Below are 13,030 nucleotides of genomic sequence, written 5' to 3'. Positions count from 1 at the left end.
GCTTGGATGTTGTGCGGGAGTGTCCTACCTAAAGCCGATGACCGGCACCACCCTGCGCAACCGCGCGCTCTTACGAATTTCGGGCGAGGAAGCCCGCCCCTTCCTTCAGGGCCTGCTGACCCGCGACGTGGTGAAGCTGGCGCAAGGCGAACCGCGCTGGACGGGGCTGCTGACGCCGCAGGGCAAGGCGCTGTTCGACTTCATCCTGTGGAGCGACGGCGACGATGTGCTGATCGATTGCGAGGCTGAGCAGGCGGATATGCTGGCCAAGCGCCTGACCCTGTATCGCCTGCGCCGCAAGGTGGTGATCGCGCGCGACGAATCGCTGGCGGTGCACTGGTCGCTGGATGCGGCCGACCAGCCGCATGATCCACGCCTGCCCGCGCTTGGCCATCGCTGGATCGCGCCGGCCGGTGAGGGGGATGCGTCCGCGCCCCTTCGTGCCCATCGGCTGTCGCTTGGCATTTTCGAAGGGGTGGCCGAACTGGGGCAGGACCAGATATTGTGGCTCGAAACCAATGCGGAAGAGCTGAACGGCGTCGATTATGACAAGGGCTGCTATGTCGGCCAGGAGAATACTGCGCGCATGCATTACCGCAACAAGGTGAGCCGCCGTCTGGTCGCCGTGCCGCTGGCGGCCGCCGATGAGAAACGCCAGCGCGCTGCACTGGAAGATGTCGGCCTGTCGATCGAACTGCGCCGGGTCGAAAGCATCGATCCCGCCACCCTGCCCGGCTGGCTGGCCGCCGCGATCGAAAGCCAGGCGGCGGAATGAAGCGTCTTGCTCTCGCGCTTGTCAGCGCGCTCGTCCTTATTTCGCCGGCGCAGGCCGACACGCCGTGGAAACTGGTGCGCAGCTATCCGCACGACACGTCCGCCTTTACCGAGGGGCTCTTCTATCTCGACGGCGCGCTTTATGAGAGCACCGGGCTGGAGGGCCAGTCGGAAATCCGCAAGGTCGCGCTGCGGACTGGCAAGGTGCTGCAACGCCGCGTCATCGAACGCCCCTATTTCGGCGAGGGCATCGTCAACTGGAAGGACCGGCTGGTCAGCCTGACCTGGCGCCACGGGCAGGGCTTCGTCTGGAAGCTAGCGGATTTTACGCCGGTTTCGGGTTTTCGCTATGATGGCGAGGGCTGGGGCATGACGCAGGACGGGCACAGCCTGATCATGAGCGACGGTACCGCGCAAATCCGCTTCCTCGACCCCGACAGTCTGGCCGAGGAGCGCCGCATCACCGTCCGCTGGAACGGTCGGCCGGTCGATCGGCTCAACGAACTGGAATATGTGAAGGGCGAGATCTGGGCCAATATCTGGTATGATACGAAGATCGCCCGGATCGATCCCGCGACCGGCACGATCATCGACTGGATCGACGTCGCCGCCCTGCGTAAGGCGGCCGGGGCAACCGACAGCGAAGCGGTGGCCAACGGCATCGCCTATGATGCGAAGGCCGACCGTGTCTTCATCACCGGCAAGAACTGGTCGAAACTGTTCGAGATCAAGGTCGGCGGTTAGAGTGAGATGCGTTAACCCGTTCGTCCTGAGTAGCCATTGAGCTTGTCGAAATGGCGTATCGAAGGATCGGTGCTTCGATACGGGTCTTCGACAAGCTCAGACCCTACTCAGCACGAACGGTTCATGGGCAGAGTGAATTCCTGTCAAAGCTCCAGCCCGATCAGCGTGCCGCTGCCGATGCGATCGACATAGCGTTTGCCGTCAATCTCCAGCCAGTCGGGTGTGATTTCCAGCCGGCGGCCCTTGATTGTGGTGCGCAGATGTTCGACCGCGATGCGATTGCGCGCCACGATCCGCAGCACGCACAGGCCATCCCCGCGCGCGGCCATCATCGAATAGCGATCGCCGCGCAGCAGGAAGTGCCAGCCGCCGTCGCTGGGCTTCCATTCATTGCCGTCGATCACCTGCATCGCTTCGCCATCCGGCGCGCCCAGGCGCACGCTGATGCGGGTCGCGCCATTGGTCCGCCGGGGCGGCGCGAACATCAGGATCGGTTCGCCTTCCAGCGTGATCGGGATCGGCGTGTCGCGCAGCAGTCGCGATCCGCCGACGATCAGTTGCGGCAATTCCGCCGAAAAGGGCAGGCGGTCACGGGCGAAATGCCGCTGGCGCACCACCGGATTGGCGTGGAAACTGTGGACCTGCGTCGCGGTCAGCCGGCCTTCCTCGACCAGTCCATGGCAGGTCGGGCATAGCAGCGTCGCCCCCGGCCCGTCGGGCAGCCCCAGATAGCGGTAAATCGTGACGCCGCAGCGCACACAGGCAAAGCCACAAGCCTGACGGATTTCCGCCCGCTTCTCGGCCGTCAAATCCGGCAGAGACGGCATCACTCGCAAGCCAACCATGGCGACACCCCTTCGCGCGCCGTCCACACCTTTGTGGACGGTCGTTCCTGACATGGCGTCCTCTAGCGATGGTTGCTCGGCCGGCCCCCTTGGTTACTCTATCGTTGAAATAAATCGGCCCAAGTCAAGGGGCTGGCGCAATTGTCTTACAATGAGCGCGAAAAAATGCAGCAAAAACACCGACTCAGGCCGTTGTTTTTTAAAACTGATAGCGAAGACGATGACTCTTCGCTCGGCTGCACGTCCTATCGCTGCGGCAGCAGGTCGAGATTGCGGGCCGCCGCAATCGCCCGGATGCGGTCGGGACGCGGCATATTCTTGATCGCGATTTCGGCAATGTCGCCGGCGCTGAACAGTTCGACATGGCCCACGCCGAACATCCGCTGGCCCAGACTCTGGGTGATCCGCACCGACCGGATGGAGGTGAGCGCTATCTCGGTCCGCTGCTTGGACAGCAGCCCCCGCTCCATCAGCACCTCGCGCTCGCTCAGCGCCAGCCGCTCGCCCTTGTGCATCACCCACCAGATCCCGATCGCGAGGATGCCGACGACCGACACCAGCAGCAGGATGAACAACAGGGGATGCGCGCGGAACATCGCGGGGTGCTCGTCATACAGCCAGGTTTCGCTCATGCGGCCTCCTTCACCGGTCTTTGATCACGCCGCCCGGCCAGCGTCAAGGCAGCCATAGCTGATCCAGATTAACGGAAAATTCGCGATAGTTTGTCATGAAAGGCCCGACTTTCGGGGGCAAATAATGGCACGCAGCCTATATGATGTGGGGGATCGCAACCCCGACCGGGACAATAGCTGGCTGAATGACAGGCAGGAGAAATCCGCCCGCGTCGTGCCCGCAGGCATGATATTGGCAGCTCTGGTCGTGGCGGCTCTGGGGGCGATGCTGATCAGGACGGTTCTGCCCTCTCCGGGGAGCGCCAGCGCGCAGGATGGGCCAACGATGATCGCGGACCAGTTCGCGCTATGCGACGATCCGAAGGGACAGGCCTGCGTCCTGACCGCCGACAGCTATGCCTGGCGGGGTCATCTTTATCATCTGACCGGAATCAGCGTGCCCAGCCTGACCGGCGCCCGCTGCGCGCGGGAGGCCGACCTTGCTCGCCGGTCCCGCGCCACGCTCGCCGCGATGATGAATGGCGGCAGCTTCGATGCCCGGCCCGACCCTGCCGACAGCGATCCGGACGCACGCCTGCTGATGCGCGATGGCGTGTCGCTGGGAACGCTGATGATCCTGAAAGGGCAGGCAAAAGAGTCGTCCTCCCAGCCTGTCGACTGGTGCAGCGCCTGATCCGCCGCCGATTCAGGATGCCGAAGCGTTGAGGAAGGGTTGCACGCGAATAGGCGGGAAAACCTCTTCCAGCGATTTGGTGTCGGGCATCACATAGACATAGCCGCCCTTCTTCTGGAAGATCGGGCGCACCTTCGCCCCGTAAAAGGCCCTGGGCAGGTTGATGCAGCCAAAGGTGATGCGATTATCATCGCTGGTGGGCGAGAGCATCCGTTCGACCCTGCGTTCCTTGGGATTGCCCGGCGGGATCGTGTGCAGGGCGACCGAGGTCGCATAATCGACCCACAATATTCTTTGCTTGCCCGCCGCCCAGCCGAATTTCGCGAGGAAGCGCCCAGCCGGCGTCGTCTTTTCCGCCGGGCCGATCTCAGCCAGATTTTTGCTGCCGATGCCCGGCGTCGCATCATCGCCAGTCGCGATGCCGATCAGCACCGGCGCCGACCCCAGCGCCTTGCCCTTCGCATCGAACAGGAAGATGGCCGCCGCCTTCTTGTCGACGATGGCATAGGGATAGCCGGCATTGTTGCGGGAGGAAGCGATCCAGTCGATCATGCGGGTGGCATCGACGGAAGCCTGTGGATCAGGAATTTTCTGCGCCGGTTTTTTGGGCGCGCTCTTCACCTTTTTCTTGGCAGCAGCAGCGACCGGTTTCTTCGCGCCGTGGGACGCGGCGACGGCGACATGCGGGGCGACACTGGCCAGCGCCAGCAAAATGGGGATCATCTAGAGGGACACTCGAAAGAGAGGGCAAAAAATCGGGCCGGCGCCAAGGGGAAGCGCCGGCCCGAAAGGCCGTGTGGTCGGTCAGCTTGCGCCGCCCTGCCGGATCAATTGCGGGCGCGCTTCTTCTGCGCTTCCTGCAACCGCTGCTCGACGCCGTCGACGCGGGCGTTGAGTTGATCGATGCGCTGGCCGTTATTCTGAGCCTGGCCGGATGCCGACTGCGCTTCCGCCAGCGCCTGCTTCGCGGTGCCGTCCGTCGCCTGCAACCTGGAATCGAGCGCGTCGACGCGCTGGTTCACGGTCGCGACCTGTTCGCGCACGAAACCCTTGGTGGCGCAGCCCTGCAAGCCGAGCGACCCGATCAGGATCGCAGAGAGCGGGACAATCTTGCTCATGAGGGGCATCAAAATCTCCTTACCGTTACAAAAGCGTAACGCGTGAAGCGCACGGCGGATGCATTCGACAATGCGATTCTGACCGGCTGTGCATCCTGTCAGGTGAACCGACGGAGCGGTTTTCAGCCTGATTCGGCTATCCACAACCCACGGAAAACAGACGTTTTTTGCCTTTCATGAACCTTAGCTGCGCAGAAAAGCGGTTGGCGATCATTCGTCGCGCTATCGCAACCGCCCGTCGTTCGCGCGGGCCGGATCGGCCGTCATCCGCCCCCGTAATGCCACCAGAACATCCCCGGCGAGGCGGGCATAATCGGCGCAGGCCTGTTGCATGAGAATTTCGGCGTCATCGCCCCGTACTTGTCCGAAACATTGCCGATTCTGTCCCGCGCGCATCTGGCGCAGGCGGCCACGCGCTTCGGCGGCCAGCCCCAATCGTGGCCCGGTGCGCCGCCAGGCTTCTGCCGCGCTATAGATGCGGCGGCCCGGATGGATGCCGGGGTCGCGCCCTGCCGCCATGCCAAGCCGGTCGATGCGCCCGGCCTCCACGATAAGGTCGGTCAGGAACAGGTCCAGTTCGCGTAGCCCGTTGCCGATCAGCTTGGCGGGCATGGCGCTGCGTCGCCGCCCTGCCGCATCCGGGCAGGAGCAAAGCGACATGCCGTTGGCCAGGAAGGCGGCGGCCCGCTCGATCCTTGCGACCTGCCCCGCAATCGGTGCGCAGCGGCCGCTCATCGGATCAGTTCTCGTCGCCCATCCGCAGCGCGGCGATGAAGGCTTCCTGCGGAATCTGGACGCTGCCATATTCGCGCATACGCTTCTTGCCTTCCTTCTGCTTGTCGAGCAGTTTCTTCTTGCGGCTGATGTCGCCGCCATAGCATTTGGCGGTCACGTCCTTGCGCATCGCGGCGATGGTTTCGCGCGCGATCACCTTGCCGCCGATCGCCGCCTGAATCGGAATCTTGAACAGATGGCGGGGGATCAGGTCCTTCAGCCGCTCGCACATGCCGCGTCCGCGCGATTCGGCGGTGCCACGATGGACGATCATGCTCAGCGCATCGACCGGCTCGCTATTGACCATGATGCTCATCTTGACGAGGTCACCCTCGCGATAGCCGATCTGATGATAGTCGAAGCTGGCATAGCCGCGGCTGATCGACTTCAGGCGATCGTAGAAATCGAACACCACTTCGTTGAGCGGCAGTTCATAGGTCACCTGCGCGCGACCGCCGACATAGGTCAGGTTCTTCTGGATACCGCGCCGGTCCTGGCACAGCTTCAGGATGGAGCCGAGATATTCATCGGGGCAGTAGATGATCGCCTCGATCCACGGCTCCTCGATCTCGTCGATCTTGGTGGGGTCGGGCATGTCGGCCGGGTTGTGCAGTTCGATTTCACCCGCGCCATAGGTGAGCTGAATCTTGTACACCACCGACGGCGCGGTGGTGATCAGGTCCAGATCATATTCGCGGGTCAGACGCTCCTGAATGATCTCCAGATGGAGGAGGCCCAGGAAGCCGCAACGGAAGCCGAAGCCCAGTGCCGCGCTGCTCTCCATCTCGAAGGAGAAGCTGGCGTCGTTCAGGCGCAGCTTCGAAATCGAATCGCGCAGCTTGTCGAAGTCGTTGGCGTCGACCGGGAACAGGCCGCAGAACACCACCGGCTGCACTTCCTTGAAGCCCGGCAGCGGCGTCGTCGCACCATTCTTCACCGTGGTGATGGTATCGCCGACGCGGGTCTGGGCGATTTCCTTGATCTGCGCGGTGATGAAGCCGATTTCACCGGCCGCCAGTTCGGGCAGCGCTTCGATCTTGGGTCGCATGCAACCGACGCGGTCGATCAGATGTTCGGTGCCGCCGATCATGAACTTGATCGCCTGCCCCTTCTTGATGACGCCGTTGACGACGCGCACCAGAATGACGACGCCCAGATAGGGGTCATACCAGCTATCGACCAGCATCGCTTCCAGCGGGGCGTTGCGGTCGCCTTTGGGCGGCGGGATCTTCTTGACCACGGCTTCCAGGATATCGTCGATGCCGATGCCGGACTTGGCGCTGGCCAGCACCGCTTCCGACGCATCGAGGCCGATCACATCCTCGATTTCCTTGCGCACCTTTTCCGGCTCGGCGGCGGGCAGGTCGATTTTGTTCAGGACCGGCACGATCTCATGATCATGTTCGATCGACTGATAGACGTTCGCCAGCGTCTGCGCTTCCACGCCCTGGGCGGCGTCCACCACCAGCAACGCGCCTTCGCAGGCTGCGAGCGAACGCGACACTTCATAGGCGAAGTCGACATGGCCCGGCGTGTCCATGAGGTTCAGCTCATAGGTCTGGCCGTCTTTGGCGGTATAGTCGAGGCGCACGGTCTGCGCCTTGATGGTGATGCCGCGCTCTTTCTCGATATCCATATTATCGAGCACTTGTGCGCTCATCTCACGGTCGGTCAGGCCGCCCGTCCGCTGGATCAGCCGGTCGGCCAGCGTGGACTTGCCATGGTCGATATGCGCGATGATGGAGAAATTACGGATATGGCTGAGATCGGTCATCGGCGCCCGATAGCAGCGATTCTTCGCGCTGTCAGCAAGTCACCGCACGCCATGTAGGCAAGGCCAGGACGCTATGCTATGCCGTCCCGTCCTTTGTGGGTCGCATCATAAACAAAATGCTATCATATCAACCACATCAGAGGAATTGGGGCATGTTGAAGACGGTTCCCGCGCTCGCCGCGTCGGTAGCGCTGATCGCAACGCCACTGGCTGCAAGTGCACAGACGAGCACGAGTTCGTCGGGCAAGACGTACAAGGATGGCACCACCAAGGGCGCCTCCTCCGGCCGCCGCTCGCAGGAGCGCGCAACACAGGAAATCCCCCACTGCACCCGCCGCATCGGCACGGTCGCGATCGTCGAACCCGACAATCAATGGTGGCGTGAACTGAATCTAGGCAGCCCGGAAGCCATTTTGAAGGTCTTCATCCAGCAATCCGGCTGTTTCACCATCGTCAATCGTGGCCGCTCCATGCAGAGCCGCGCGATGGAACGCGCCATGGCGGATTCCGGTGAACTTCAGGCGGGATCGAATCTGGGTAAGGGTCAGGTCAAGACGGCCGACTATTATCTGGAGCCCGATATCGTTTCGTCCAACCGCAACAGCGGCGGCGGCGGCATTGGCGGCGCGCTGGGCGGCATGCTGGGCGGCACTTTCGGCGCGATCGCCGGTGGCCTGAACATCAAGAAGAAGGAAGCCAATGTCACCCTGTCGATCGTCAACGCCCGCACGACCGAGGAAGAGGCGCTGACCGAAGGCTATGCGCGCAAGACCGACATCGGCTTTGGCGGTGGCGGCGGGGCCGGCTGGTGGGGCGGCTTTGCGGCGGCTGGTGGTGGTGGCTACCAGAATACCGAAATCGGCCAGGTGATCGTGCTCGCCTATCTGGACGCCTATACCAAGCTGGTGACCCAGTTGGGCGGCCTGCCCACCAATGCGGCAGCGGCAGCGCCCGTCGCGCAGTAAGCGCATCGCGATGTGAGGAAGAGGCGCGCCGGCCATTGCTGGCGCGCCTTTTTCATGTCCGGCTGGCAGCAGCCTTGTCGAGAGGAGCGCGGCCTTCGCGACGCCGTTTCCACCAGCGCAGTATCGCCTCCCCTACTGGCCGTTCGACCAGATAATGGATGGTCGTTCCCAGCGTCAGCGCGACGGTAAAGGCCGTGGCAAAGCCGATCCACGGGCTGTAGCCCGCCTTGGCGCATTCCAGCATGATGACGAAGCCGACATGCTGGTGGATCAGATAGAAGCTGTAGCTGATCCCGCCGAGCCAGACGAGCGGCCGGATGCTGATGAAGCGCAGATAGCCATGGATCAGCGCGACATAGAGGGCGACCAGCACGCAGCCCATCACCGTCACGTCCCATGTCTCCATGGTCGCGATCGACGCCAGCGCCAGCAGCGCATAGGGCGCCTGCTGCTTCAGGCTACGCTGCCCCTTCCACAGCCGATAGGCGAGCATGCCGATTACGAAGAAGGGCGTATAGCGCAGCACCAGCAGCATGATCAGCCGTTCGGGCATATCGGGCCAGAACCAGTAGAGCCAGCGTAGCAGCAACCAGACCGCCAGCACCGGTTCCAACCGGCGGAGGCCGATGAATTTCCAGATCGCGATCATGCAGAAATAAAAGGCGATCTCGACCGTCAGCGTCCAATAGGCGCCGTCCACCTCCGGCAGGAAGGCGAAGCCCTGCAACATGGTGAAGTTCGCCAGAATCGCGACCGGCCCGATCAGCAATTGCGTCGCCTGCGCCAGATATTCGATCGACAGGGTCAGCAGCATCGCGACCAGATAGGCCGGATAGAGACGGGCGAACCGGTTCACCACGAAATCGGCCACGGTGCGGATACGGTCCAGCGTGAAGAAGATCGCGAAGCCGGAAATGGTGAAGAACAGCAGCACGCGATAATTGCCGCCGATGAAGCTGAACGGCACATGCGCGGCTTGCGGGAAGAGTTCGTGGAAGCGCGTCGAATAATGGAACAGCAGCACGCACAGCGCCCCGACACCGCGCAGCGCGTCCAGTTCCGTCAAGCGGCCATGATGAAGCGGCGTTCCCATCATGCAGCCTTATAGCAACAGCGCAGCAACGAATCCGTTAAGATCGTAGTTAACCTACGCACGATTCACCGGTTTCTTTGCCGGTTTCGGTACCGAAACGCCGTCAGCACCGCTTTTCCGTCAGCCAGACCGCCCTGTCCGCCTCATTGCGCCGACTCGGCCGCGCGCTTGAGGCCGACCAGTTGCTCGCCCAGAACCTGATCGACCAGCGGCGCGATCTTGTCCGGGCCGGCGCGCAGATAGCCGCCGACCACATAGGCCATCGTCACTTTGACGCCCTTCCCCGCGGGGGTGATGGCGATATCCAGCGTTCCGGCCACGCCTTCGCTCTGCAACGGGCCGAAGCCGCCTGAGAAACGCAGCCTCTGACCCGGCATGGCATAGAGGATGCGGGCATGTTCGATCGTACCGGAGGCGCCGTCCTTCGACGGGATCGTCTCGCAGAAGCATCCGCCTGCGCGGGGATCGATCGTCATATTGGCCGAATCGCCGCTATAGCTATGCGCGTCGCTCCACCAGCGGCCCGGCGTTATCAGCAGAGCATAGACGTCCGCCGCATCGGCCGCGATTTCCACGCTGCTTTCGGTCGCAAAGCCGATCGCGCTGCTGCCCGTAACAGCAGCATGGGCCGGCGCGGCCATCGCCGCACCAGCCCATGCCAGTAACCCTATAATCCGCATATCTGCCTCCCCTGCCATGCAGGGAAGCAGGATAGCTCAGGCCGCGCCGCCGTCCAAGATCGCAGCGATCGCGACGGTCACGTCATTCATGTCAGCCATGCCGTCCACCCGCGAGACGATGCCGCGCGCTTCGTAAATCGGCAGGATCGGCGCGGTCTTGGCGCGATATTCGGCCATGCGGGTACGCACGGTTTCCTCATTATCGTCCGGACGGCGCTTGAACTCATGCCCATGGCACTTGTCGCACTCGCCCTCGACCTTGGGCTGCTTGAAGCTGTCATGATAGCCCGCACCACAGGTGGCGCAGGTGAAGCGGCCGGTGATGCGCTCGACCAGCGCGTCTTCGTCCACTTCCAGTTCGATCACATGGTCGAGCGTGCGGCTGCGGTCGCTCAGGATCGTGTCGAGCGAATGGGCCTGCGCCTCCGTCCGCGGATAGCCATCGAAGATCACGCCGGTATCGGGCGACAGCGCATCGAGCGCTTCGCCGATGATGCCCGACACGACTTCGTCCGGAACCAGCGCACCCGATTCCATCAGCGCCTTGGCCTGAAGTCCTACCGGCGTTCCCGCCTTCACCGCCGCGCGCAGCATGTCCCCTGTCGACAGCTGCACCATGCCACGATCGTCAACCAGCCGAGTCGCCTGGGTGCCCTTGCCGGCCCCCGGAGGGCCAAGCAGAATGATATTCATTGCGCGCATTCTCCCCTGTTCGTGCGCTGATTAAAGTGCCGAAACGCCCCTCAGCGCATGCGACCCTTGAGCTTCGCCTTCTTGATCAGATCGCCATATTGATGGGCGAGCAGATGGCTCTGAATCTGGGTCACGGTGTCCACCGTAACATTGACCACGATCAACAGGCTAGTCCCACCAAGGTAGAAGGGAATGCCCGCCCGTGCGATCGCGAATTCCGGCACAAGGCAGATGAAGGCCAGATAGGCCGCGCCGATGACGGTGATGCGCGTCAGCACATAGTCCAGATAATTTTCGGTGTTCTTGCCCGGACGGATGCCCGGAATGAAGCCGCCATTGCGCTTCAGATTGTCGGCCGTCTCTTCCGGATTGAACACGACTGCGGTGTAGAAGAAGCAGAAGAAGACGATGCCCAGACCATAGAGCGCCATATAGAGCGGCGTGCCATGGGCCAGATACTGGTTGAGCGAGAGAACGAAGTCGCCCCACTTGCTTTCCCCGGCAACGGTCTGGCCCGCGAACTGCGAAATGGTCAGCGGCATCAGCAGCAGCGACGAGGCGAAGATCGGCGGGATGACGCCGGCGGTGTTGACCTTCAGCGGGAGATGGCTGCGGTCGGCCTGCATCAGGCCCTGGCGCGTCTGGCGCTTGGGATATTGGATCAGCACCCGGCGCTGCGCCCGCTCCATATAGCAGATCAGCAGCACCAGCCCCATCAGGGCCACCACGATCACGAAGATCAGCAGGCCGGAAATCGACCCTTCGCTGCCCGACTTGAACAGGTTGCTGAGCGTCACGGGAAGCTGGGCGACGATGCCCGCCATGATGATCAGCGAGGTGCCGTTACCAATGCCGCGCGAGGTGATCTGTTCACCCAGCCACATCAGGAACATCGTGCCGCCGATCAGCGAGACGACGGCGGTCAGGCGGAACAGCAGGCCTGGCTCGATCACCGCCTGCACGCCCGACTGGGCGCCAAAGCCCTCCAGGCCGACAGCGATGAAATAGCCCTGCACGGCGGTCAGGCCGACGGTGCCATAGCGGGTATATTGGTTCAGCTTCTTGCGGCCGCTTTCGCCTTCCTTCTTGATCGCCGCAAGCTGCGGCGAGAGGGAGGCGCCAAGCTGCACCACGATCGACGCCGTGATATAAGGCATCACGCCCAGCGCGATCAGGCTCATGCGCGACAGCGACCCACCCGAGAAGGTGTTGAAGATGTCGAGGATGCCGCCATTGGTCTGGCTGTAAAGCTGCGACAGGGCAGTCGGATCGACGCCGGGCAGCGGCACGAAGCTCAGGAAGCGGAAGACGATCAGCGCCCCCAGCGTGAACCACAGGCGCTTCTTGAGGTCGGTCGCCTGGCTGAACTTTGCGAGGCTGAGATTGGATGCGAGCTGGTCGGCTCTCGATGCCATGGTGGCTGCCCTTCAAATCACTCGTGCCCGGATACAATATGGGCCGGAATCGGGAATCCCCTTAACGGGGCTGTGGGGCGCTGTCGAACCGGGATTTGTCACTTATGCGACAAAATAGCGTCCCCCGATGCACATGACCCCGCCAACCCATATCGGGCAGCGGGGTCATGCATGCAAGTCTCAGGCGAAAAATCAGCCCTGCTTGGCGGCCTTCTTGGCAGCCAGGGTGGTGCCCTTCTTGGCCTTCGCCTTTTCGGCGGCCGGAACGACGACGATCACTTCGACCTTGCCGCCGGTCTTTTCGACGGCGTCGATGGCGCTCTGCGAGGCACCGGCAACCAGGAAGCTGACCTTGGCGGTCAGTTCACCCTTGGCCAGCAGGCGCACGCCGTCCTTGCCACCGCGGGTCAGGCTGGCAGCGTTCAGGGCAGCCTGATCGATGGTGGCGCTGGCGTCCAGCTTGCCTTCGTCGATCGCCTTCTGCACGGCGCCCAGGTTTACGATCGCGTAATCCTTGGCGAAGATGTTGTTGAAGCCGCGCTTCGGAATGCGCATGTGGAGCGGCATCTGGCCACCCTCGAAGCCGTTGATGCTGACGCCCGAACGCGCCTTCGCACCCTTCTGGCCGCGACCGGCGGTCTTGCCCTTGCCCGAGCCGATACCACGGCCGACACGCATCCGGCCCTTGCGGGCGCCGGCATTGTCATTGATTTCGTTGAGCTTCATAATTTGCACTCGCTTTCGCTTGGTTCGCGCTGAAATGGAAGCGGCGCCCATAGCGGGATGCGGCCCCATTGTCACCCCCTAATGCGCCGGAATGCGGCGGCTGACCGGGCGTAGCGCGACAGGC

Annotated in this window: 15 protein-coding genes; 4 read left to right on the top strand and 11 right to left on the bottom strand. The window is 62.8% G+C overall.

Annotated elements, in window-relative coordinates; genetic code table 11:
* Positions 1-37: 37 nt before the first annotated feature.
* On the top strand, positions 38-775 hold the full coding sequence (locus tag BMY84_RS01370; RefSeq protein WP_093079681.1) for a CAF17-like 4Fe-4S cluster assembly/insertion protein YgfZ: 738 nt from the start codon (positions 38-40) through the stop codon (positions 773-775).
* Positions 772-1,518, top strand: a complete 747-nt coding sequence (locus BMY84_RS01365) for a glutaminyl-peptide cyclotransferase (protein ID WP_093079678.1) — start codon at positions 772-774, stop codon at positions 1,516-1,518. The genes BMY84_RS01370 and BMY84_RS01365 overlap by 4 nt, the downstream gene beginning before the upstream one ends.
* A gap of 143 nt (positions 1,519-1,661) precedes the next feature.
* On the opposite strand, the gene BMY84_RS01360 is transcribed toward BMY84_RS01365, so the two are convergent.
* Both BMY84_RS01360 and BMY84_RS01355 read right to left on the bottom strand, forming a co-directional pair.
* A complete protein-coding gene (locus tag BMY84_RS01360) occupies positions 1,662-2,363 on the bottom strand; it encodes a hypothetical protein (RefSeq protein WP_093079676.1) in 702 nt (233 codons plus the stop codon).
* Between the two features lie 245 nt (positions 2,364-2,608).
* Complete coding sequence (locus BMY84_RS01355; protein ID WP_093079673.1) at positions 2,609-2,995, bottom strand: PH domain-containing protein; 387 nt, start codon at positions 2,993-2,995, stop codon at positions 2,609-2,611.
* Positions 2,996-3,119: 124 nt separating this feature from the next.
* Between BMY84_RS01355 and BMY84_RS01350 the strand changes: the two genes are divergently transcribed.
* Entirely contained in the window at positions 3,120-3,668 is a 549-nt protein-coding gene (locus BMY84_RS01350; protein ID WP_093079671.1) for a nuclease, read from the top strand.
* A gap of 12 nt (positions 3,669-3,680) precedes the next feature.
* Here the strand turns inward: BMY84_RS01350 and BMY84_RS01345 are convergent, their stop codons facing one another.
* The 4 genes from BMY84_RS01345 to lepA form a co-directional block, all read right to left on the bottom strand.
* Complete coding sequence (locus BMY84_RS01345) at positions 3,681-4,391, bottom strand: hypothetical protein (RefSeq protein WP_093079668.1); 711 nt, start codon at positions 4,389-4,391, stop codon at positions 3,681-3,683.
* Positions 4,392-4,495: 104 nt separating this feature from the next.
* On the bottom strand, positions 4,496-4,795 hold the full coding sequence (locus tag BMY84_RS01340) for a hypothetical protein (RefSeq protein ID WP_093079666.1): 300 nt from the start codon (positions 4,793-4,795) through the stop codon (positions 4,496-4,498).
* A gap of 213 nt (positions 4,796-5,008) precedes the next feature.
* Positions 5,009-5,521, bottom strand: coding sequence for a hypothetical protein (locus BMY84_RS01335; protein WP_256214996.1), 513 nt, complete (start codon positions 5,519-5,521; stop codon positions 5,009-5,011).
* A gap of 4 nt (positions 5,522-5,525) precedes the next feature.
* The gene (gene lepA, locus BMY84_RS01330) at positions 5,526-7,334 is read right to left on the bottom strand and encodes a translation elongation factor 4 (protein WP_093079663.1); all 1,809 of its coding nucleotides are present in this window, start codon (positions 7,332-7,334) and stop codon (positions 5,526-5,528) included.
* A gap of 152 nt (positions 7,335-7,486) precedes the next feature.
* Between lepA and BMY84_RS01325 the strand changes: the two genes are divergently transcribed.
* Positions 7,487-8,299, top strand: coding sequence for a CsgG/HfaB family protein (locus BMY84_RS01325; protein WP_093079660.1), 813 nt, complete (start codon positions 7,487-7,489; stop codon positions 8,297-8,299).
* Positions 8,300-8,351: 52 nt separating this feature from the next.
* Here the strand turns inward: BMY84_RS01325 and BMY84_RS01320 are convergent, their stop codons facing one another.
* From BMY84_RS01320 to rplO, 5 genes are all read right to left on the bottom strand, one after another.
* Positions 8,352-9,395, bottom strand: a complete 1,044-nt coding sequence (locus tag BMY84_RS01320; protein WP_093079656.1) for an acyltransferase family protein — start codon at positions 9,393-9,395, stop codon at positions 8,352-8,354.
* 140 nt (positions 9,396-9,535) lie between these two features.
* A complete protein-coding gene (locus BMY84_RS01315; RefSeq protein ID WP_093079653.1) occupies positions 9,536-10,072 on the bottom strand; it encodes an SRPBCC family protein in 537 nt (178 codons plus the stop codon).
* A gap of 36 nt (positions 10,073-10,108) precedes the next feature.
* Positions 10,109-10,765, bottom strand: coding sequence for an adenylate kinase (locus BMY84_RS01310; protein WP_093079651.1), 657 nt, complete (start codon positions 10,763-10,765; stop codon positions 10,109-10,111).
* 50 nt (positions 10,766-10,815) lie between these two features.
* Complete coding sequence (gene secY / locus BMY84_RS01305; RefSeq protein ID WP_093020399.1) at positions 10,816-12,180, bottom strand: preprotein translocase subunit SecY; 1,365 nt, start codon at positions 12,178-12,180, stop codon at positions 10,816-10,818.
* 192 nt (positions 12,181-12,372) lie between these two features.
* Entirely contained in the window at positions 12,373-12,906 is a 534-nt protein-coding gene (gene rplO / locus BMY84_RS01300) for a 50S ribosomal protein L15 (protein ID WP_093079648.1), read from the bottom strand.
* Positions 12,907-13,030 lie beyond the last annotated feature (124 nt).

This window comes from Sphingobium sp. AP50, assembly GCF_900109095.1.
Lineage (GTDB): Bacteria > Pseudomonadota > Alphaproteobacteria > Sphingomonadales > Sphingomonadaceae > Sphingobium.
The sequence above is the reverse complement of the archived record's forward strand: the minus strand, read 5'-3'. Positions and strand labels throughout refer to the sequence as shown.